The following is a 24,026-nucleotide window of genomic DNA, read 5'->3' as shown; positions in this document are numbered from 1 at the left end:
GCTATGCCAGTGAGAGGTAAACTGACTACCTCCCCTAACTAGTGACAAGCCATTGGATTTTCTCGCAGGTTATAGCGGCTTAACTTTTCAACCAGAGATCGTCTCGAAACCCCTAAGGCTTTAGCTGTACGAGTCTGATTACCTTTATGCGCTTGTAACTTGTCCGCAATCACTTTGGCTTCAAGGCGTTGCATAGTGTCTTTTAAACTATCGCCTTCAAGACAGAACACATCCGGCTGTGGAACCGCTTGGCGTTTGCTTCGAATCATTTCATCTGGAAGGTGTATTAACTCAATCACACCATCATCCGGCGCTAATAAAACCGCACGTTCGATGATGTTACGCAGTTCTCGGATATTCCCAGGTAATGGTTGAGCTTGGATTACATCCAAAACTGCAGGCTTTATTCCTGAAATGGATTTGTTGTATTGCTCCGCAATATGTCCAACAAAGTAATGAACCAGTGCTGGTATATCTTCTCTGCGATCTTTTAGCGCTGGAAGATCAATTGGGAATACATTTAAGCGATAGTAAAGGTCTTCACGGAACTCACCTTTATCGATAAGCTCGGCCAGATTTTGGTGAGTAGCAGCAATCACGCGAATATCGACTTTCACAGGGTGCAATGCACCTAGTGGTCGTACCTCTCGCTCCTGTAAAACCCTTAATAGCTTGGTTTGTAACTTAAGCGGCATATCGCCGATTTCATCAAGGAAAAGTGTGCCGCCGTTGGCTAGTTCGATAAGGCCTTTTTTATCGCTAGATGCACCACTGAATGCCCCTTTTTTGTAACCGAATAATTCAGACTCGAGCAGTTCTTCTGGTAACGCAGCACAGTTTTGAGCAACAAAGGGCTGTTTACTTCTTTGCGCGCTATTACGATGTATACAAGACGCTATAAGCTCTTTACCTGTGCCGGTTTCACCACGGATAAAGACCGTTGCATTGGTGCTGACGATCTTCTCCATCAAGTTGAATACCTTGCGCATCTCTGGGGAATCGCCAATGATATTGTCGACTTGTAGAGTCCCAGCCATGCTCGCTTTAAGCTGCTGGTTTTCGATCTCCAATACCTGTTTAGCTTTATCTAATTGCTCAATCAGAACACGATTGTCTGCAAGTAAACGGGTATTTTCTGCAACCACAACGGCTTGAGCAGCAAAAGCTTTAACTAAGCCTTCGATCTGGTCTGGGAACGCTTCAACTTCACCATTTTCATCAACCCGGCGGTTATAGAGCTTCATTACACCTAAGCTGACGCCTTCAAAATCAGTTAAAGGAACCACCAGCATCGAATTAGTTTTTCGCTCTGCCAACTTATCTAAACGGTACAACTCAGAAAAATCGAAACCACTGTATTGGTAAGCGTCGGCAATGTTTACGATCTGACCTGATAGTGCTGCCCAAGAGACCACGTCCGTATGACCAGATCGTTGATCTATATGTAGATCAACTGGCTTCAGCTCATGACTAACCTTGGCTAAACACTCACCTTGAGTCACTTCTGGTATTAAATAGCGTTTTTTACGATCCAGAATATAAACGCAGCCCGCTTCAGCAGCGGTCAGTTTACGCGCGGCTGTTAGAATCTTATCTAACAGGCGCTTAACATCCTTTTCGCGTGTTATTGAAAGGTTAATCTGTACTAGCTCTTCTAGCGCTAATACAGAATCTTCAATTGAGTAATCCATTACTGCGCTTGACCTTCTTTAAAACTAAGTTCAAATCCACCGGCTTCATTTAGATCCAAATCAAGATGGGTATAGCGGGATTCTTCATTCATATTCTCAAGTAGCTCGGTCGCTAATTGAGGAAGTAAAGATCCATTAATGATGTGATCGATATTACGGGCACCGCTTTCAACCTCCTTGCAACGCGCTGCAATCGTTTCAACCACGGCATCGCTATAGGTCATATCCAGTTTCTGACTGTCCGCAACACGGCTCACAACCTTGTTCAATTTCAGACGGACGATATCCGACATAACGGATGCATCGATCGTATAGAAGGGCACAATTTGCATACGAGCTAATAACGCAGGCTTGAAGTGTTTACTTAAAACAGGACGTATAGCAGCGATAAGTTCTTCAGGATCTGGACGTTTACCATCGCTGCACATATCAGTGATGATGTCTGTCGCAAGATTTGATGTAAGGAAAACGGCTGTATTTCGGAAGTTAACTAACTGCCCTTCACCATCAGAAAGCATGCCTTTATCAAACACCTGATAGAACAGGTTCATTACTTCTAGATCAGCTTTCTCAACTTCATCTAAAAGCACCAATGAATATGGCTTTTGACGCACCGCTTCGGTTAAAACACCACCTTCACCAAATCCGACGTAGCCTGGAGGTGAGCCAATTAGACGAGAAACAGTGTGCTTCTCCTGAAATTCGGACATATTGATCGTTGTTAAAAAGCGTTCACCGCCAAACAACATATCAGCCACACCTAAGGCCATCTCTGTTTTACCGACACCACTCGGGCCCACTAACAGGAACACACCCATCGGAGTTTCTGGGTTATTTACACCGGCTTTAGCAGCACGGACACCACGATCAATTGCCGCAACGGCATGATCTTGACCGCGGATACGCTGCTTCAAATTATCTGCCAGTGTTAAAACTGAAGCGGCCTCATCACGCACCATTTTACCCAGTGGAATACCGGTCCAGTCTGCGATAACTCTACCTACAACATCAGGTGAAACCTCATAATGGATCAGAGGATTATCACCCTGAATTTCAGCTAACTTATCTAAATCTTTACGGATCTGCTGTTTAATCTGATTTTCATCAATGGGTTGACTGATCTCTTCATCAGATTGTCCCAAATGTGCTTGAGCTAGAAGCTGGCGTTGATCAAGAATGCGTTCTACCACATCCTTCTCTTTCTGCCATTGATCATTAAGTACGGCTAGTTCGGTCATGGACTTATCTAGCTGTTTGTCTAAGGCATCAAGCTGCCCTTCATTAGCGATCACATCAGAGGCGATATCTCGCTCTAAAGCTGTTCGTTCACGCTGTAATGTTTGGATACGACGCTCGGCATCTTCGACACCATCAGGAACAGAAGAAATACTAATTTTCACCCGCGCAGCCGCTGTATCTAACACATCAACAGCTTTGTCAGGAAGTTGTCGACCCGATATATAACGAGAAGATAAGCTTGCAGCTGCTTCTACGGCATCGTCCCTTACATATACGCCATGAGCCGCTTCGTAAGTCTCACGCAGGCCACGAATAATCGTTACGGCCTGATCAACACTTGGTTCATCTAGCTTCACCAACTGGAATCGACGCGCAAGTGCAGGGTCTTTTTCAAAGTACTTTTTATATTCGGACCAAGTTGTAGCAGCTACTGTACGTAACTCACCACGCGCTAGTGCAGGTTTCAAAAGGTTTGCAGCATCACCACTACCTGCAGCACCGCCTGCTCCAATCAGGGTATGCGCCTCATCGATAAATAAGATAATAGGTGTAGGTGATTCTTTTACCGCAGTAATGACACCGTTTAGGCGGTTTTCAAACTCACCTTTTACACTAGCCCCCGCTTGTAACAAGCCAAGATCTAAGCCATAAAGCTCTACATTTGCCAGTACATCAGGCACTTCACCTTGAGCAATCTTAAGCGCTAACCCTTCTACGACCGCTGTTTTACCGACACCTGCATCACCAACACAGATTGGGTTGTTCTTACGGCGACGACCAAGGATATCGATCATCTGACGGATCTCTACATCTCGGCAGAAGACTGGGTCAATCAAGCCTTCACGTGCACGCTCCGTAAAATGCGTACAGAATTTCTGCAACGGCCCCATGTCGACATCTGACTTCTGCGCGCTAGGCTCTGCTTTAGTAGCCTGCTGCGCAATATGCTCTGGTGATTCAGAAACTATCTGATCGTAATTTCCTAACAGATCATCAAATGAAACATCTGAAAAATGATCGCAATAGCTAGCCATGCCATGACGACGTTGGTTAGACAAAATCGCCAATACCAATACACCACTGCGTATTTCGGGATCGTTTCTTTCCAGAGAAGAGATTAACCACGCATCTTCAAATAAACCCATTAAGGTACGCGAGAACACTGGCTTACCGGTGTTACCTTTATTGTCCGCTTCTACTGCATGTTGTAGATCACGAACAAAGTGCATGACATTAATGTTGTAGTGGACTAAAACCTGCGCTAGATCGTTATCATCCTCAAGCAGTTTAAGTAAAAAATGCTCAACACTGATTTCATAAGCACCGTTAGACACAGCTAAACCCGCTGCAGATTCTAGAGCGCGTGTGCAGTTTTTATTTAAACGCCCCATAAGGGATTTCATTTTTATATTGTCCATTTGTCCTTCTCCGAAATAAGCCAAGCTAATGGCTTAAATATCCGTTTGTCCTTTGTGATGAGGCGTAAAGAAAACACTCTGGTCTTCACCGTTGGTTTTTCCTAACCAGCCTACCCAACCCAACTTGGGCGTATGCGCTGTACCTAGGCCAAAGGCTGGTACTGCATCACCTTTTAAAATCAGTTCAATATCGAAACAAAGTTGCTCGGGCATCAGCACATCGATCAACTCCAGTAACGCTTTATGGTTTTTTCCATCTGGCAAGAAATTCTCGAAAGATGAGAAATCGAGTGGCCCAATACACACTCTAAATTTGCCGCAATAGTCTTTAATTCTTTTACCTAAACAGAGGTCCTCGCCCAGTGTCATATTGGCTCTACCTAACCTATTTCTCTGGTCTTGCGGAATGTTGGCCCAGCGCTCGACATACTCTTTAACGCGCACAGGAACATGGTCAAAATAGCCACTGATTACCGCAGTCATGACACTGACTGAACCAGAATTCATCCCTATAACACCGGCATAGCCTAATAAACGCGGCCAATTTATTGCTGACACTTCTCTTGCTTGCTTATTCGGTGCGCCCATTAGGGCAAATAGACCTTGCGAAAATGGGTCTTCTGCCTGTTTTTGGTATTGCATACCTGGTTGGTATTTAGACCAACCGCGATAAAGTAACGATGTGAAACGGTGATTAAACAGATCGAGAAAATCTCTCTGCCTTGCTGCAGGCGCATCGTATAGCTGGAGTAACATATCCCCATGCTTGAACGCTTGGTAATCCGCTTCACCTAAAATATCTTGCAGCGATTCAATACCACGTAAGCGCTCTAATTCGCTCTCTTTAAACTCCCGTGCTGAAAGCGCACCTGTTTTAACCTGCTTTTTTATTTCCGATGCTTCATTAAGCAGACTAGAGATATCTAAACGGTAATCCCGTAAGCGTTGAAGCTGTTCTTCTCTTTTAATGAAGTAGGTTTGATGATCCTGAGTCTCTACCCTCATCTGTTCGGCGATGATGCTCTCAGTCACATAAACAGGCATTGGAGATGCAGCGCCATACAAGCCCATAAAGTTGGACTCGAGAACCGGCTTACCACTTTGATCTCGACGCGCCTTAGCAATATCGCTGCTAGCAAACGCAAGGGTTGGATGCCCAGCGAAACGAACCCGCTCATTGGCAACAGAACCTTGATAACCTACTTTCACCGACGCATTGTTTTCGAGTAAGCGCACAGCCTGATAGAAATCAAACTGATGAGGTTCTCGAATTAACGCTTGTTCTAAAGGAGAGTTTTCGTACCCGGCTGTATCTTCCACTGATACACCTCCCCATTTTCAAGCCCTTCGACAACCAACTGATGGTGCGAATTAATTGGTGCGTATTGAGCAAAGAATCCACTCAAGACAGAAGCAAACAGAAACATACTACTTTCACCTTGTATGCCTTTTGCCCCAAATTTGCTTTCACGCATTTTCATCGAGGTCTGCAACGCTCTTACAGGTAGCCCTTTGGAAATACGATCAATTGTTTCTGTCTCAATACTGACGATGCCATCCTGTAACTGCTTGCTCGCTCTTTCTGCTTGACGATCAAACATCGCTCTAAGGTCATAACTTGCAAGCAGTGTTTTCAATGAATCTAGATTCGCTAAAGGGCGATAGTGAAGCGCCAAATTCGCAATCACTTGCCAATGCAAACCCTCTCTGACTGGGGGCGGCAGTGCATTGGTTACACGCGTAATGTTTTTAAAGGTGACAAATTCTGGGGAATTCGATGTGGGATAGATCACATCACCAGCGCGCAGCGTTTCTGGCAATTTACGGTTAGTGCAGGTCAGCTCCAAAGATACCGTTTCTGTTACCGGTAAGGCTTTGTGATTATCAAGATCTACAAAGCGTAAATAGTTATCAACGCCTGTTTGTAAAGTTGAGATTTTACGATGCTGCGTATAATAGATCTGACGTTGCTGTTCACTTTGTTGCAGTTCGTGTTCAAAGCTCTCGAAAGGCTTATATTCATAGATATCACTGCGACCACGCTGCTTACCTAGCACATCATCAATGCTATATAGCTCTATATGATCTTGATGTTGGTAGTCAGGCCTTACCAAATACTCCAATTTGCGCTGATCTACCTTAATCGGGTCGGCATCATGCGAAAACAAGTTGATAATTGGCGTACAAAAGAGACGAATATGATTCTGCTTAACGCGTAATTGCGAATCGAATTGACGATTGAAGTTAAAATGAAGCGAAAAGCTTTCAACCATAGGGTCAGCTAGCGCTGGTACATCCGTATTGATATCAACGAATAGGAACTTTTCTGGTAGAGCGAAAAACTCTTGAAGATATCGATAACCTTCAAAAGAACGGTTTGTATAAGGAAGTAAGGCTTCATCTTCTGCAAAACCCACTGGTGAAACAGGCTTTGGGCCTAAGCTATGCCGAGTACTTTCTCGGCCATCGCGATAATTAACTTCAACGGTTACTTTATCTAAATAGCGAAACAACCATAGATAAAGCGCCTGACTGATGTGAGTCTCTCTGTCACCATGTAGAAACAAACGCAGTTTCTTAAGCGCCATCGTTTCTGCAGTCGCTGTTGTTTCTAGATCAAACTTGATGGCCATCTCTGTACCATCACTATTCGCAGTCGTGGTTAATTCAGTTAGCGATATTGGATAGATATCTACGTCGTAGCAGGTCTGAAATTCACATGCAGTTCCTTCCACTTCAACACTTTTAACGAGCTCTCCTCGTTTAACTCTTTTCCCTTCCGTCAAAGCACTGGCGACAGGTTTATACTCCAAAATACTCATTGAAGGTAAAGGACGGAGGTAATGGGGCCAAAGAAGATTAGCTAGCGAGTGGGTAATTTCGGGAAGTTCATCATCGAGCTTTTGTCTAAGGCGACCGGTTAAAAAGGCTACCCCTTCAAAGAGGCGCTCTACATCAGGATCGCTACCTTCTTCTGAAAGGTATTTTGATAAACCTGGATTAAGACGTGAAAACTCTACCCCTAATTCACGGAGGTATGAAAGTTCATCCTGATAATACTTGTTAAATGCCATTCAGTTAGCTCTGTACCTTAAACAATCCATCGTTACCCATCATCGTCTCGAATTTGACGCGGACAGGGCTTCCTGGAACGACGAGTCGTGCCACAATTTCAAAACGCAGATCGGTAGGATCATCCTCATTTTGAGTAAATGAGACACGCGTTTGATCTAAGCGCGGTTCATAGAGATCTAAAGCTTGTTTAATCGCTTTACGCATCTCTTTAACCGCCTGCATATAACCGGAGTTGAGATCCAAATCATTAAAATCTGGCAAACCATATTCGGGCAATGACGCGACACTGCCATAACGAACATTAAATAGGTTTTGTAGATGCAAACGGACAGATTGACGAAGCTTATCAACACCCACGTCTAAAGATCGTTGCGCTCCTTCGTCACCTAATGCAACTCGCTGTAACAGCGAATACTCCAGCATTTTTTGCTCTCCATAGCAGGCTGCGGGGGTTTACAACAGAGCAGTCCCCCGCAACCAATCTTTTAGGATTTATCCAATTTGCCCACTAGAGACAATGTGAAATCTGCACCCATATATTTGAAATGTGGACGCACATTCATAGACACACGGTAGAAACCTGGTTCACCTTCCACATCAGATACCGTAATGCTCGCATCACGAAGTGGACGGCGGCTACGCACTTCTGCACTAGCACCATCTTGGTTAGCAACAAACTGACGAATCCAAACGTTTAGTTCTTCTTCTAAGTCGTTACGCTCTTTCCAACTACCGATGTTTTCACGCTGCAGTACCTTGATGTAGTGCGCTAAACGGTTAACGATGAACATATAAGGAAGCTGAGTACTCAACTTGTAGTTCATCTCCGCTTCTTTACCCTCTTTACTCACACCAAAGAACTTAGGCTTTTGCGTAGAGTTAGCTGAGAAGAATGCAGCATTGTCACTGCCTTTACGGAAAGTAAGCGGGATAAAGCCTGCTTCAGCCAATTCAAATTCACGGCGATCGGAAACAAGAACCTCTGTCGGGATCTTAGTTTCGATCTGACCCATTGCTTCATACTGATGAAGTGGAAGGTCTTCTACTGCACCACCGCTTTGCGGGCCAATAATATTTGGACACCAACGATACTTAGCGAAACTCTCAGTTAGACGTGTTGCAAACGCGAATGATGTGTTACCCCATAGGTAGTTCTGGTGGTCGCCATCGATGTTCTCGTTGTAGCGGAATGCTTTAACTGGGTTATCGCGCTCGTGATATGGCAGACGCAGTAGGAAACGCGGTAGCGTTAGACCAACACTTCTTGCATCTTCACTCTCTCGGAATGAACGCCACTTCGCATATTGTGGACCTTCAAAGATGGCAGAGATATCGTTCAGGTTTGGCAGTGATTGAATATCATCAACACCAAAGAACTTAGGCGATGCAGCTGCGATAAATGGCGCATGAGCCATAGTCGACACACTCGCTACACTTTGCAGAAGGCTTACATCTGGAGCACTATGTTCAAAGTCGTAGTTTGCCATAATCGCAGCAACTGGCTCACCACCGTGCTGACCATATTCAGCCGTATAAACCTGCTTGTACAGACCTGATTGAGTGATCTCTGATGCATCTTCAAAATCTACCGCAAGATCTTCTTTAGATACGTTTAGAATCTGAATTTTGTTGTTTTCACGGAAATCAGTGCGATCCACAACGAACTTCAAACCACGCCAAGCAGACTCAAGCTTTTGAACCTTTTCGTTATGTAGAATCTGATCAAGTTGTAAACTCAGTTTCTCATCAATTTCGGCGATCATGTCATCAACGAGCTGCTTACGTACACGCTCAGTTTTTTCACCGGATGTTAAAATCTCAGCAATGAAAGCTTGAACCCCTTTGGATGCAACATCATAGGACTCGTCACCCGCTTTCATGTTTGTTTGTTGTAGGATCTGATCGAGTAAAGAGCCGTGTTCTGCTTCTACAACTGCACCCTGCTCCGCTACCAATTCTTGTTCAGACATATTCTTATTCCTTTGTCTCTAATGCCGCGAAGGCTTAAGATTTTTCGATACCAAGTTCCGCCATTAGCTTTTGACGAGATTCGTCATCGCCTAGCAGCTCATCAATCTGCTTACGGAAAGCAGGTACGTTACCTAGTGGGCCTTTCAAGAATGAAAGCGCTTCACGCAATTCCAGTAGTTTTGCCATTTCAGGTACTTGGCGAACGACTGCTTCTGGTTCGAAGTCTTTCAACGTATCGAAGCTAAGATCCACCGGCATCTCATCGTCTTCTTCACCTGACAGTTTGTTAGGCACGGTCAGTTGAAGATTTAGCTTTTGGCTAGACATAACGTCGTTGAAATTGGCTTTATCAACGTCAATCAGTTCACGATCTTCAACTTCATCATCGTCTTCACGCAGGGTGTAATCACCGACCATCAACATTTTTAGCGGTAATTCGATCTCTTCCTTTGCGTCACCTGTTGCAGGCTTGTAAACGATATTGATCCTTTCCTTAGGGGCAACTGATCCTTCTTTAGCCATTATTTACTTCCTTTATTAGTTTGTTTTAAGAATGGACAGCGCACCCAGTGGATCCATTAAGCACAGGTGTGCTTTAAGCTGGTCAACTTGAGTTAGCTGCTCTGTTGTATATTTTTTCTTTGTTTGCGCTTGGGAATGGCAGTTAATGAGTAACTTCGTTACTTCCAAATGCAGTAAAGGTTCCCATTGCTGCAGCTGCTTTTCTTCGATCATTTGATGAAGATAAGTAAGCTGAGGCTGTGCAATTTCTAGGTGGCCAGCTTCGTAACAAAAACGCGCTTGCTCCAGCTGCCAATAAGCCTGTTCACGTAAGCTGCTAACAGACAATATGCCTTGTTTAAAGAGCGCCAAGCCTTGATCAAATTCGCCATTAATAGCGTGCTTTTTCGCTTCAGCCGCAACTGACTGCCAAGGGGAGCTCTCTTGTGATTCACCGCTATCTGATGCTGCAGTTTCATTACTTTGGGTAGATAAAGAGGCGATCCACGCTTTGGTCATCTCATCCGCAAATCCTTCCCCGCCATCAAACGTACGTGTAAGAATTTCTGGCAAGCGAGAAACCAGCATGGCAACTGAATCTTTTACTGCTTGAGCAGCTTCTTTAGCGCCCATCGCATCTAAAGCATTAGCGACCATTCGATGTAGGGATAACCAAAAGATCTGTCCTGACGCGAATGTTTTTTCGCACTCTTCTATCAGACTTGGCCAATCTTTGTTTTGTTCTAGCTGTTGCAGCGCTGCTAATTTATTGCCCATTGGTGCGGGTAATACCCCATCAGCAGGCACCTCTCTTAACTGCATCCAAATACCTGTACGCAAAAGATAATAGGCATAAGGATCACTCACCTTTTGCCCCCTCACGAGGTGAGCTACTTTGCTCATGGTGGAGTTACAAGAACGTAGCGCCTTTGCGATATCTTCAGCTGAAGAAACTGCGACTGCGACATGGGTTGGGGCTTTAACTGTTGGCTGTGCTTGCTCTTGTTTCTGTTGTTGCACTGGCGCAGTTTGACTAGGCGCTGGATTAGCTTCTACTGCGGGTTTAGCTTGAGATGCAACATGTGCTTCTGGCTGAGGTTCTGCTTCAACCGGCGTAGGAGCAGGAGCCGCTTTCTTTTTCTCTTCTTCCGCAATGAGGTATTCAGCTTCTTGCTTATATCGACCAATGACATTACGGAATTCAAATAAACTGGGCGCTTTATCACCCAGCTTTTCAGCCAGGGCGTTATCTAATTCAACAAATACATTTGCAGCTTCAATTACATCAGTAGCTTGCTCTAACGTTGTTTCAAATTCCGAAAACGGTCGATCAATTTTCTGCAGCGTCCAAGAAACTGCTGCACCTCGGCTTTTAGGCCTTTTAGGGTGAATATCATCCCAGTAAGGTGCATTAACTAAGTCTCTTAATAACTTAAAACCAGCGTTTAACCCCTTAAAACTGTGACGATAGAAAAGCGCAGCCACTAACCTAGAAGCCACCCGAAGGTCTTTACTTTGTTCCTTAAGAATCTTGCCGGAAACAATCTCGACCACAGGCCAGTCGATCGGCTGAATATCGATCCCTTCGCCTTTTCTCAATTCATCCTCTAGCCTTGTAAAATCATCATCATGTTTTACATCTGGCCCAACAGGGCTACCGCCCTCTAAAGGTAATGCGAGACTGAGAATCTCTTGTTGATCCATTAAGCAGCTCCCTCTGCTAAAACTTCGTTAGATTCTGAACATTTTTTTGCAAGAGAGTTAAAGCATTCCAACGAAAATAGATGCTGATAAATCAGCTCTAAAGCACCTTCTTGATGGAGTTCGGCGATAACTTCTTTATCCAGAGCTTCCAAGCGCGCTCTAGAAACCACCATAAAACCAGACAATACTGTTTTAACGTTCTCAGTCTTTTCATTGAGTTGAGCAGGTTCAAGTAGGTCATGCTCTAAGAGAAATGATGAAAGACGTTTGTTTCGTAACATTTCGGTTTCATAAGCTTCAGCTAACTGAAATCTTTGCTTAAGAAATTCGCTCTGATCGCCCTGTTCGTCAAACAGAGCTATGCCTTCATTATTTGTGTTCAGCGTGTCACTTAATGCATCGATACAAAGCGTTGATTCATGCTCTGATGTTCTTACAGAAATAAATGGATAACGACGGACATAAGCGGGTACGTAATCACCAAGCCAATGGCCTTCGGTATCAATCCAAACATTTTGTTGAGGTTGAGTACCAAGAACAGCAACAGGTGCAGCCACGCCGTTTTGAATCACAAAGACAATCGGATATACGCGAGATGCAGCAGCAAATTCACTGACGCAGACAGGCACCGAATTAGTCTCTTGAGCAAAGCGGTAACCGTGAGCATTGTCATAAGCTAAATCGCTATGTTTCTGGCGACTCAGCGCTGTAATTTGCTTATAAAAAAGTGGTTTATTTACACTCATTTTTCAGATATTCCCTTATCTTTCTTTTACATTAACCCAAGATTGTGTTTTGAGTTATCCATCGCCAGTACTGTAAAGATTTCACCATACTTAACCCACATATCATGCAAGTCTTCAAACTTCTCATTCTTATCCACAGACACTAGGTAACGGCCATCATTACTAAACCAAGAAAGCTCTTCTTCTCGCTGATCTTCTGGCAATAACATTCCATCTTCCTGGACATCAAAGATAGTTACGAACTCATTAAATAAAGCCTCATCTACACCTAATAGGTAGCTTAAGAATTGAACTTCTGAGCGCGTCAAAGCAACTAGATTGGCTTCCGAGCGAATAAGAGCATTTGAATTGAATAGCGCAACTTGTCGAGAGAAGTCTGCAGCAGACTGGGTCAAATAAGCATTACGTGCATCAAGTGTAAGGGAGCCCGTTCGATTCAATATAAAGTTAACTAAATTATCTGGACTACCAATGTCTTTATTGGGACCTGCATCCAGTGTTAAGACACTTTTAGCAACAATTTTAGTACCATTGGTATAGATAGCTCCTTTTTCAGAAAACAACTCTACGACATCACCTTTAGCACGATGGATCATCATCGAGTCTTCTTCAATGACACGTATGTTGTCAGCTTTTAAACTGATGGCTCCAAATTTAGTCACTTCGGATTGACCAAAGGAACCGAGTTCAATGTCGCCTTGAGCATCGACAGTGAGTGTCCCTGAGATCGATAAATCACCATTATCTTTAACGTCTCCAGTACTTCTTAAAGTCAAACTTGAAGCGGTAACGTCTTTTAGCAAAATATCACTATCTTCTCTGATAGTTACTCCCTTACTATCAAGCGTGATCGCGCCAAAATTCACATTGTCGCCCGCTACTTTACCAAGACTAATATTTCCAGAATTTGAAACGACAAAATCATTATTCACCTGGATATTACTCGCTACTGTATTGCTCACCGAACCAGAAACATTCAAAAAGAAATTGTTTAAATCGATATTTCTTAGTTCAAGGTTTGCGGCATTCGTAAGCTCAGCATTGGTCCCCGAAAGCGCAACAGAATTGATCTTATTGGCTTGATTTAGAACGATCTGATTTGCCGTTACAGTTAGACGATCACTTGCTTTGATCGTTGTACCAGAAGACTGAGTAAGCGAATCATCCACAGCAATGCTTAAATCGCTAACATTCACTCCCATGAGTTCAAGGCTTCCATTATCACGAACTCGCGCTTGGTTACCTCTAACACTTATGCGATCGAGCCGGTTACCAGCGTTAGTCAATGTCAGGTCATTTGAGCCTGTATTGATAAATAACTCTGGCACCATCAGTACACCATTTTGAGTTACATCCCCTGCTACGGTTAAATCAAGTGAATTGGTTAACGTTACATTCTGTACTGATAGATTACCTGTAGATACGAGCGTGGCATCATCTGCTTGCAATGACACTGCACCCAGCTGGTTATTAGCGTTAGAAAGCTCAACGGTCTGACCTACAGCTGTAACGTCCAACAAGCCAGTATTAAGGGCCGCTGTCTGAGTAACACTTCCATTTGCTGTTAAATCAAATTCACTTGTAACCTGAGACGCGGCAAGAGAAATACCATTTTGATCAACAATAGTGGCTGTGTTGGCTGTTACCGCAAGTGAGTCAAAATCATTATTACTATTGGTTAGATTTACATCGAATCCAGATGCATCTATTTCAAAAGTTGAAATATCAAGAGATTCCGACTGAGTAACATCGCCTGTTGCTGTAATACTCAAACTTTGACCGATGGTACTCGCAGCGATCTCAAGATCAGAAGAGTTACTTACTGCTACTGTTTCAGCATTAACCGCAAAAGAGTCAAAATCGTTATCAACATGATTCAACTCTACATTGTGACCTGTAGCATTTAACTCAATATGATCTGCAATTAACCCACCCGATTGGGACACAGAACCTGCTGTAGTAATAGAAGCAGTTCCTGTTAGAGAAGAAGTAGCTATATCTAATTGATTAATATCGTTAACTTCAATGCTTCCGCCATTAATAGATAAGCGATTAAAGTCATTAGCCTGATCTAGTGCCGCACTATCAACATGAACCTCTGCCAGATTGGCAACGGTAAACGCCCCCGTTTGAGTTAATGTTCCATCGGTGCGAAGGCTTAATTCATCAACCGTTAGAGAATCGACCGAAATATCATTAGTATCACGTAGATACACTTCAGAGGCTGTTGCAGAAAAAGTATTAAAGTCATTATCTGCATGCTGCAGATTAACCACAGCAGCAGTGATATCCGTATTTCCTAGAACAGTCGTAGATGCTCCTTGGGAGACTGTACCTACTGCTGTAACTGTCATATCACCAGATAAATTAGTCAGTCCTAAACTTAGGTCATTAATGTCATTTACAATCGCCTCTCTACCTTGGAGAGCCAATTCATTAAAGTCATTACCTAGATTCAAATTGATAACTGAAGCCGAAATATCTGAACCATTAGTAACGCTTATCTCACCTGTTTGGCTGAGTGTATCTGCAGCATCAAGCATCAGTTGATCAACGATAACTGAACTTACGATTAGATCATTACTATCGCTCAATCTGGCATCAATGGCGGTCAGTTCTATTGTCGAAAAATCATTCGCAGCATTTTGCAAAATAATTGCATTACCTGATGCGTCAATATTCGTGTGACCAGCAACATTTATCGCAGCAGTTTGCTCAACATCCCCCATAGCAGTGATAGTTAAAGCCCCTGCTATAGTTGAATCTGTGAGTGTAAAACCATTAATTTCATTAATGGTTGCCGTTGTCGCGTTTAGGCCTAACTTATTAAAGTCATTAAGCAGATCAAGATTAATCGTAGCAGCTGTTAAGTCAGCTTGATCCGTCACAACAAAGGCACCGGTTTGAGTTAAGTGCCCATCTATATCAATGGTTAAAGTGCTTACATCCAAACTTGGTAAAGCAAGATCCCCTTGATCTGTAACACTTACATGGCCACCGATGATACTTAGTGATGCAAAATCATTTCGACGATTATTTAAAATCACATCGCCATCAGTCGATTGAATTATTACGTTTCCAGTAAAAGAAAGTGCTTCTGACTGCGTAATATCTCCACCTGCAGTTAGCGTGAAGTCACCCGTAATAGATTGTGAAAGTAGATCAATATCATTTGCTTCTTCTATAAGAGCGGATGAAGCTGTAATAGTGATCTGATTAAAGTTGTTTGGCTGATCTAAGAAAACGGTATTAGCACTAATATCAGCCAGATCATTAACAGTAATACCGTCGGTTTGAGTCAGATCACCCGTAATATCCAGATCCAATGAATTTACAAATGAACCAGCAAACGAGAGATCATTCTTATCAACGAGGTTCAGCTCAGAAGCATTCGCAAAGAAGCTATTAAAATCATTTCCGATATTTTGTAGATAAATATCAAAACCAGGTGCTGTAATTGAGGTAGTGCCATCAATCTGGAGTGCATCAGATTGAGTTAGATCCCCACCCAGCATCAGATTTAAATCTCCAGTGACATGACTCCAACCTAGATTAAAACCACCAGAATTAGTAATAGTTGTATCACCCGAAGCCAACTGCAATGTTGCAAAGTCGTTACTCTGGGTTAAAGAAATAGACGATGCGGTTAAATCCGTTGTGCCATCAACGCTCACAGCACCTAATTGCGATAACGCTCCTGCCACATTGAGGGTTAGATTACCGGTGAGATCAGATGCTTCAAGCAATACACCATTTGCCTCTGTGATAGTTGCACTCCCCCCCGCTAATGCCAAAGTATTAAAGTCATTATTCTGCGTAAGAATAGAAGTTGCAGCTGTTATATCGGCGCTATTTGCAATATCAAACACACCAGTTTGCGTAAGCTGCCCGGCCGTGATGACTGTTAATTCATCAACGTTCAAAGCAGACAAACTTAGATCTCCAGCATCACGAATATGTAGCTCATTCGCTATGACATCAACTGTAGAGAAATCATTGTTCGAATCGAGTAACGTGATAACACCTGAAACATCAAGATCGGTATTTCCATCTACGTTAACAGTACCCGATTGAGAAAGATTACCGCCTGTAGTTAAGGTTAAAGAGCCTGTTAGATTGACTGAATCTAAGTTCAGTTCATCAACCTCATTTACCGTAACATTGCCACCTGCCAAGGCTAACGAATTAAAGTCATTTGCTTGGCCTAAAGTAATTAGGTTACCAGTAATATCAGCAAGATTATTTACAATGAAGGCGCCCGTTTGCGTTAACGTGCCTACGACTGTTACAGCCAAATCATCAACAGTAAGTCCATTCAGGATCAAATCATTACTATCATTCAGGCTCACAGTAGATGCGACCGCTGTCACTGTATTGAAATCATTACTGCTATTTTGGAGATCAATTGACTGACCAACAGATGCAAAAATCGTTGAGCCAGCAACCGTTACCGCGCCATTTTGCGTTAAATCACCGCCAGTATTTACAGATAGGAAACCTGTCAGTGATGATGTATCCAAGCGCAATGCATTGATATCTTTTACTGTTGCATCCTGCGCTGAGAGAGCCAGATCAGTAAAGTCATTGTCTTCAGATAATATAATCGTTGTAGCAGTTAGATCGGTAAGACCGTCCACTTTTGCCTCTGCGATTTGACTCAATGTGCCAACGGTATCAATGGTCAAATCACCTGTTAGATCAGTAGCTCCTAGTGCAAAACCATTGATATCTTTAATCGAAATTGAGCCACCGCTTAACGCTAGTGAATTGAAATCATTATCTAGGTTTAATGTTGCAGTATTAGCTTGGATATCAGCACCGTTTTGAACATCAAAAACACCTGATTGAGTCAACGCTCCCGCCACTACTAATGCAAGATTATCAACGGTCAGCGCCGCAAGACTTACATCATTTTTATCAGCAAGCTCAAGTGTATCTGCCTGAACAGTTACCGTAGAAAAATCATTCGCTACGTTATCTAGAACGATATCGCTGCCAGTTGCCGATAGATTTGCTACACCATCAACTTCTACTATGCCCGACTGCGTTATATTTCCACCGGCAGTAACGGTTAATGTGCCTGAGAGATCAGTCACGCCAAGCTCAATCGCATTGATATCGGTAACATTTGCAGACCCGCCAGCTAGAGACAAAGTAGCAAAGTCATTATCTTGAGTTAACGTCGCGGTATTCGCATCAATTACAGCATTATTAGAAACGACAAATGCGCCTGTTTGGGTTAACACGCCACCAGTGGTCAAGCTGAGATCATCAACGCTTACAGCAGAGACACTTAAATCATTAGTATCTGTGACACTCATGTTAGAAGAAGTAGATGCTGTCACATCTAGGCTAGTTAAATCATTAGCTGTATTCTCTAAAGTGATATCACCTGTAACTGCAAGAACAGTGGCGCCATTCACGTCAATTGCACCGGACTGAGTCAAATCACCAGCAGATGTAACTGTTAAAGCATTAATAATGGTCGTTACTGCTAATTCGAGTGCAGTGCTGTCTTGGACAACGGAATTTACGGCATCCAATGCTAATGATGCGAAGTCGTTACCGCTATTATCTAAAGTAATATCCCCTGCAGCCGTGAGTGAAGTAGCACCATCCACCTCAACGTCACCACTTTGCGTAATATTGCCTGCACTAGTAACAGTTAAATTTCCAGTCAAATCCGTCGTACCCAGTACAACGTCATTAAGATCATTAACCGTTACAGAACCACCATTCAGCGCCAAAGAGGTAAAGTCATTATCTTGCGTTAAAGTGGCAGTAGCTGCTTCGATGTTAGCCGTACTAGAAACAACGAATGCGCCTGTTTGGGTTAAAGCACCACCCGTAGTAATTGTGAGATTAGTAGTATTTAAAGCTGCAACACTCAGATCATTTTCATCACGCACACTAATATTTGTGCCTGAAGCATCTAAAGTGTCAAAGTCATTAGCAGCATTTTCTAAAGTAATATCACCTGAAACAGCAAGTACAGTTGCACCCGCTACATCAATCGCACCCGATTGAGTTAGATTTCCACCAGCAGTGACTGATAAATCGCCTGTGACAGATGAGCTTGAAAGCTCTACTGCATTAACATCAACAACCGTCGCATTCGCCGCTGATACACCAAGCGAGCTGAAATCATTACCGGCATGATTTAAAGTGACATCTCCACTGTTCGACGTAAAACTAGCCGCTCCATCAACTTCAACAGCTGCTGTTTGAGTGATGTTACCTTCTGCAGTTACGGCCAAAGTACCCGTCAGATCAGTTGAAGCTAGAACTAATGCGCTCGCATCTTCAATTTGCGCATCGACTGCGGTAAGAGATAAAGATGAGAAATCATTATTACCGTTATCCAGCGTAATATTATAACCTGTCGCTGTTAACGAGGTTGTACCATCAACATCAACAGCGCCATTTTGCGTAATATTACCTGCACTATTAACTGTTAAACTGCCAGTTAAATCGATCGTATCAAGTAAGATGCCATTAATATCATTAACCGACGCAGTGCCACCACTCAAAGACAAAGAATTAAAATCGTTATCTTGCGTTAAAGTAGCTGTGGCAGCTTGGATATTTGTTTCATTAGATACAACAAATGCGCCAGTTTGCGTTATAGCATTCCCTGCATTGATTGTAAGGTCAGAAGTATTTAAAGCCTCAACGATCAGATCATTCGCATCACGTACACTAATGTTTGTGCCTGAGGCATTTAAAGTGTCAAAGTCATTCGCAGCATTTTCTAAAGTGATATCACCTGAAACAGCAAGTACAGCTGCCCCCGCTACATCAATCGCACCCGATTGAGTTAGGTTATCGCCTGTAATGACCGACAAATCACCTGATAGGGAAGAAGTGGAGAGCGCTAATTCGTCCACATCTTGAATAGTTGCATTAAGTGCAGAAACACCAATAGTTGAAAACTCATTCGAAGCATCACCTAAAATGACATTGCCCGTATTTGAAGTAAAACTTGCTGCTCCATCTACACTAATAGCCGTAGATTGAGTGATATGGCTTTCAGCTGCTACATTCAAAGCACCAAAAATATTACTAGCGCCAAAAGCTAATGTATTGCGATCTGCTAGTTGCGCATTTACAGCGGTCAGCTTCACTGATGAAAAATCATTATTGCTGTCATCTAACACTATGTTGGTAGCACTTAATGTAGCAAAACCATCCACCTCGACAGCAGCATTTTGAGTGATGTTTCCAACAGCTGTGACTGTCAAAGCATGTGTTAAATCTGTATTACCTAAAACGACATTGTTAATGTCATTGATGGTTGCTGACCCACCATTAAGATATAAAACGTTAAAATCATTACCTTCTGTAAAAACCGTAGATGCTGCTTCGATATGCGCTTCATTAGACACAAAAAATGCGCCTGTCTGGGTTAAAGCGCCACCGGTCGTGATTGTAAGATTGTTGGTGTTTAAAGCTGCAACACTGAGAGCATCTAGATCACGCACACTAATATTTGTCGCAGATGCATTAACAAAAGAAAAATTGTTGTTAGCGTTCTCTAATGTGATAGCACCAGCCACGTCTAGGTCGGTTGTTCCACCAACATTAATCGCGGCTGATTGAGTTAAATTCCCAGCTGTTATCACAAACAGATCACCAGCCACATTAGTATCAGATAGTATTAATGCATTGGCATCTTCTACAATTGCATTGAGAGCTGATACACCCAAAGATGCAAAGTCATTTGCTGGATTATTTAAAATGACATTTCCACTGTTAGACGTAAAACTAGCGGGACTATTTAAACTAATAGCCGATGACTGCGTAATATCATTTTCTGCTATTACTTCTAACAAGCCTGTAAGAGTTGTCGCAGCCAGATCTAATGCATTTATATCATTCACCTGAGCATTGACGGCTGTAAGGGATATGGATGAGAAATCGTTATTGCTGTTATCAAGCGTGATATCAGCGCCCGAAGTAAGAGCAGTAGCACTAGCAACGTCTACTACGCCTGATTGAGTAATGTTCCCACCTGCATTCACTGTCAACGAACCAGTAAGGTCCGCAGCGGCCAGATCAACACCATCAACATCTCTGATATTCACAGAGCCACCGCTTAACGAAACAGTATCAAAATTGTTATTCTGGTCAGTTAAATCAGCGCTATTTTTTGCATCAACAACTAAGTGAGTTGCAGTGATTGCCTTACTCTGAGATATATTGCCATTGCCATCGACATCACCATTGGCTCTTAGTGTTAAAGTTGCACCTGTTTTTAACGAAATATCGCCGTCAATATTAATGTCATTTTTGGCATGCAGAGTCAGGTTATTGGTAAAAGCCACATCCCCTGTATTACCTGTCGTATCAATGCTTGTCTTAACATCGATATCAACCTCAGCCTGCAATGAAACATTCGCTGTAGCCAATTGCGAAACTAAGTTATCTACATCTATTTTCGTAGTTGTACTCGTATCGCCATCGAATACCACATCGTCATCGAGTATATAACCACTATTCTTAACAATTTCAATATATCCAGGATCAAGTAAGAGCTCACCAGTAACACCATTTTCAGCAGTTAGATCGACATCACCAGTGAAGCTAAGTGCCTGCTTACCAGATACTTCGGCAAAGCCACCGTCACCGTTTTGTGAGCCACCTTTCGCGCTGATCGAACCTTTGTAATTTGTAAATTCATCGGCCCAAACAATCACCTCACCGCCATCACCAGATTCAATAGCATCGGCTTTTAATGTCGCCGTATCAGCAACATATGTTTTTTCAGCATTGTTTATGTCTGCATCATTACCTTGATAACCGCCGCCGACACGAATATGACCGCCACCATTTTGACCAGATACATCAAGTAGTGCACCATCATCAATGGCAACTCGATCGCCGGTTACATCAATCTGTCCGCCCGTATCGTTCTCACTTGTCGCTATTAACTGACCACTAGTACGAACATCAGCACCTTCACCAATTAAACGTATTTTACCGCCACTGGTATCTATGCCTTTGGCTTCAACAACACCGGTATTATTTACAACATTAGCAAACACATCACGGGCCGCTTTAGCGGTTAAAAGAACAGAACCATCGTCGGCACTGATCATGCCAGCATTCAAAACCGCGGTATCTGTCTTACCTTCTGTAGCTTCACCTGATAGTTTGAACTGAAGCAATCCATCACCATCAAAATCCAGCGTTGCGCTTTCACCTGAGGCTAATACAACAGAACCTTTTACAGCTTGGATAACACCTTCATTAACGACATTATCGCCAACCAGAACTACTGATCCGCCTGTCGCAGCAGTTAATGTGCCGCGGTTAACAATGACGCCTTCATCATCTACATCACGTAATTTGATATTTCCTGACATAAAATCACTGTCAGAAATTTGCTTGGTGGTCGCAACTAAACTTCCAAGGTTTACAGTAGAGTTTTCACCAAAGACAATACCATTCGGATTGACAAGGAATACCCTACCCTTACCTTCCACTCGACCAAGAATTTGAGAGGGATTTTGATCATGTATACGGTTTAGGGTAGAAGCTTTAGCTGATGGGTGGTCAAACTTAACAAGCTCATCCTGAGCTACGTTAAAACTCTGCCAATCCACTACCATTGCTGAAGTAGACTGTTTGATAGTGGTCGTTTTGTTATGCACACTAATACTGCCACTGCCTTGTGAAATAACCCCACCAGCAGGTCCCGCAAAGACTTTATTCGGCAGTAATATAGAACTACTAACGCCCGCCACCATGGCTGACTTTACGAAAGTTGATATTGCTGTTTTTGACCAGTTCATATGCATCCGTTCTTATTTCTGGTGGCTTACGCCTTAATTCGTAAAATGAAAAATCGTTTTTAGATTTGATAAACCTAAGTTTTCTCAGAAAGTCCCTTTAAAACTGGAAAATCAAATCAGCAAAAATTTGCGGCTCTCGGCCATTGCTTGGTTTTTCTGCGCCCGCTTCAGCAACCGAGATGTTTAGCTCTAAATTATCCAGTGGGGCAAATCTAATCCCCAAACCTGAGCCATACAGCTCGGACTCATCTTCCTCAGTCGAAAGCGCTTCGTTCTTATAGCCTTTGCCATAATCGAAGAACGCAGAGAACTGCAGTACATCGCCCCAAGTGCGGTTGCCGAAAGCTGGTTTTTCTGCAATGAAAGGTATCGGTGTAATCCATTCAATACTGGCAAATACGCCTTTATCAGCCATATATTCAGCGCCAGGGTAAGCCCTTACGCTATCCGAGCCCCCAATGGAAAATTGTTCAAGAGATACCAAAGGATCAGCTGAATACTGCATATCCAAACGCATGCGCAGAGAAGTGTTAGCAATAAAACGCTGATAGCGTGACGCACTCAATTTCCACTTAGAGTAATCCATAGGCGCACGACCACTGTCGGTCAATCGACTGATCTGCTCATCCCCATTACTTAAGCTTCCAAACGTACTTTCCAGCCCTCTACGGTAGACAAGGTTTAATGCCGAATACCCTCCTCCAATCAGACCGTCCGTATAATCAAGGCTGTAAGCAAACTGCACTGACGTAAGCTTATCTCTAGACTCAGATTCACCATCTCGAAGGGTTTGTGCATCATTCAGGTTTAAATTAAAACGAACATAGTCGTTAAAAATCCTACTTCTACGCAGCTGTCGCTTTACACCAAATGAAGTACGCTTTGCCTTACCTTCAAATCCAAACTCAGCCAGCTCACGACCAATGTCATACTGATTTCGAGAATGCTCAAAGCTCAATTCATACGCGGGATCAAAAGGGCGAGCCGTATAAGAGATACCACCAAACAAAGCATGATCAACTGATTCATCGCCCTCCGCTTGAGGCTTATTTTGGATCATTCCATCCAGGCGAAGCTGGTCGATCAAGCCGAATGGGTTATTAAAGATTAAACCCGCACCCAATCTCTCTTCACCGGAGTAAAACGAACCTTTGTTATCTAGATAAATGATCCCTGCAAATCGATCTTCACTGTTAACAGACAGATTCAAGTTAGTCGTTCCAACCTCTTCGCCCGGCTCTAAAACACCCGAAACAGAAATTCCGGGGTAATCCAAAACGGTTAACAACGAAGCTTCTGTAGCGTTTTTATCCAGTGTGGTTTGCAGCGAATCCGAAAATGGATGGGTAAGCTGATCGACAGAATAAGACGACTCACCTTGCACACGTACCAAATCTAATTTGCCAGGCAATAAGTGAAAGACAACTTCACCAGAATCAACTTCTTGCGCAGGCAGATAAACAGTCGCAAGAATCCAACCTTGTTGACGATAAAAGTTGGTTACCTGATCAGTTAAACTTTGTAACTGCCCAAGCGTAAATCCATCTACATGCTTATCAATACTATCTTGAATAATCTGGTTAACCTTTTGATTATCCACAAGTACTTGCTGACTTTTATCCTTACCACCAAGTTCATAAAGAGATATCCGTTTCACTTGGATTACAGGTCCAGAATCAAGATCTAGCGGACGATCCTTCTTAGCAGGAATACTTAGTTGAAGATCATTGTTTGGCTTAACTAGAAGATCAGGCTTCGGTTCACTGATTGCACCTGGAGTCGCCGCATCCGGCAGCGTCTGGGCATTAACTGAAAGCGACATGCCTACAAACAATGCAGAGGTATAACAAGTGACTAAATTACGGTTGCTCACTACTTAAAAATCCC

General features: G+C 43.1%; 11 protein-coding genes. All 11 read right to left on the bottom strand.

The window, feature by feature from the left end:
- Nucleotides 1-38 precede the first annotated feature (38 nt).
- The 11 genes from ACMXYS_RS04840 to ACMXYS_RS04790 all read right to left on the bottom strand — a co-directional run bounded on the left by ACMXYS_RS04840 (nt 39) and on the right by ACMXYS_RS04790 (nt 24,012).
- Nucleotides 39-1,691 carry a sigma 54-interacting transcriptional regulator gene (locus tag ACMXYS_RS04840; protein ID WP_415897771.1) on the bottom strand — a complete coding sequence of 551 codons (1,653 nt, stop codon included), beginning with the start codon at nt 1,689-1,691 and terminating at the stop codon, nt 39-41.
- Nucleotides 1,691-4,348, bottom strand: coding sequence for a type VI secretion system ATPase TssH (tssH, locus tag ACMXYS_RS04835; protein WP_415897770.1), 2,658 nt, complete (start codon nt 4,346-4,348; stop codon nt 1,691-1,693). Before tssH ends, ACMXYS_RS04840 begins: the two co-directional genes overlap by 1 nt.
- Nucleotides 4,349-4,381: 33 nt before the next feature.
- The gene (gene tssG / locus ACMXYS_RS04830) at nt 4,382-5,668 is read right to left on the bottom strand and encodes a type VI secretion system baseplate subunit TssG (protein WP_415897769.1); all 1,287 of its coding nucleotides are present in this window, start codon (nt 5,666-5,668) and stop codon (nt 4,382-4,384) included.
- Nucleotides 5,632-7,422, bottom strand: coding sequence for a type VI secretion system baseplate subunit TssF (gene tssF, locus ACMXYS_RS04825; RefSeq protein WP_415897768.1), 1,791 nt, complete (start codon nt 7,420-7,422; stop codon nt 5,632-5,634). Before tssF ends, tssG begins: the two co-directional genes overlap by 37 nt.
- A 4-nt stretch (nt 7,423-7,426) precedes the next feature.
- Nucleotides 7,427-7,846: a type VI secretion system baseplate subunit TssE gene (tssE, locus tag ACMXYS_RS04820; RefSeq protein WP_415891610.1), complete on the bottom strand. Its 420-nt coding sequence runs from the start codon at nt 7,844-7,846 to the stop codon at nt 7,427-7,429.
- A 62-nt stretch (nt 7,847-7,908) separates the two neighbouring features.
- On the bottom strand, nt 7,909-9,393 hold the full coding sequence (gene tssC / locus ACMXYS_RS04815; RefSeq protein WP_415884447.1) for a type VI secretion system contractile sheath large subunit: 1,485 nt from the start codon (nt 9,391-9,393) through the stop codon (nt 7,909-7,911).
- A 34-nt stretch (nt 9,394-9,427) separates the two neighbouring features.
- Entirely contained in the window at nt 9,428-9,916 is a 489-nt protein-coding gene (tssB, locus tag ACMXYS_RS04810; protein ID WP_415884446.1) for a type VI secretion system contractile sheath small subunit, read from the bottom strand.
- Nucleotides 9,917-9,931: 15 nt separating this feature from the next.
- Complete coding sequence (tssA, locus tag ACMXYS_RS04805) at nt 9,932-11,599, bottom strand: type VI secretion system protein TssA (RefSeq protein ID WP_415897767.1); 1,668 nt, start codon at nt 11,597-11,599, stop codon at nt 9,932-9,934.
- Nucleotides 11,599-12,345, bottom strand: coding sequence for a SapC family protein (locus ACMXYS_RS04800; protein ID WP_415897766.1), 747 nt, complete (start codon nt 12,343-12,345; stop codon nt 11,599-11,601). The genes tssA and ACMXYS_RS04800 overlap by 1 nt, the downstream gene beginning before the upstream one ends.
- 26 nt (nt 12,346-12,371) lie before the next feature.
- A complete protein-coding gene (locus ACMXYS_RS04795) occupies nt 12,372-22,139 on the bottom strand; it encodes a filamentous hemagglutinin N-terminal domain-containing protein (protein ID WP_415897765.1) in 9,768 nt (3,255 codons plus the stop codon).
- Nucleotides 22,140-22,236: 97 nt separating this feature from the next.
- Nucleotides 22,237-24,012 carry a ShlB/FhaC/HecB family hemolysin secretion/activation protein gene (locus ACMXYS_RS04790; protein ID WP_415897764.1) on the bottom strand — a complete coding sequence of 592 codons (1,776 nt, stop codon included), beginning with the start codon at nt 24,010-24,012 and terminating at the stop codon, nt 22,237-22,239.
- Between the last annotated feature and the right edge of the window lie 14 nt (nt 24,013-24,026).

The sequence above is a fragment of the Neptuniibacter sp. QD57_21 genome (genome assembly GCF_047778075.1).
GTDB lineage: Bacteria > Pseudomonadota > Gammaproteobacteria > Pseudomonadales > Balneatricaceae > Neptuniibacter.
Note: the sequence above shows the minus strand (reverse complement) of the source record. Positions and strands in the feature narration are given on the sequence as shown.

Excerpts from the sequence above, each read along its gene's own strand:
- tssF (WP_415897768.1), bottom strand. The coding sequence starts at position 7,422 with ATGGCATTTAACAAGTATTATCAGGATGAACTTTCATACCTCCGTGAA.
- ACMXYS_RS04800 (WP_415897766.1), bottom strand. The coding sequence starts at position 12,345 with ATGAGTGTAAATAAACCACTTTTTTATAAGCAAATTACAGCGCTGAGT.
- ACMXYS_RS04840 (WP_415897771.1), bottom strand. The coding sequence starts at position 1,691 with ATGGATTACTCAATTGAAGATTCTGTATTAGCGCTAGAAGAGCTAGTA.
- tssB (WP_415884446.1), bottom strand. The coding sequence starts at position 9,916 with ATGGCTAAAGAAGGATCAGTTGCCCCTAAGGAAAGGATCAATATCGTT.
- tssE (WP_415891610.1), bottom strand. The coding sequence starts at position 7,846 with ATGCTGGAGTATTCGCTGTTACAGCGAGTTGCATTAGGTGACGAAGGA.
- ACMXYS_RS04795 (WP_415897765.1), bottom strand. The coding sequence starts at position 22,139 with ATGAACTGGTCAAAAACAGCAATATCAACTTTCGTAAAGTCAGCCATG.
- tssA (WP_415897767.1), bottom strand. The coding sequence starts at position 11,599 with ATGGATCAACAAGAGATTCTCAGTCTCGCATTACCTTTAGAGGGCGGT.
- tssH (WP_415897770.1), bottom strand. The coding sequence starts at position 4,348 with ATGGACAATATAAAAATGAAATCCCTTATGGGGCGTTTAAATAAAAAC.
- tssC (WP_415884447.1), bottom strand. The coding sequence starts at position 9,393 with ATGTCTGAACAAGAATTGGTAGCGGAGCAGGGTGCAGTTGTAGAAGCA.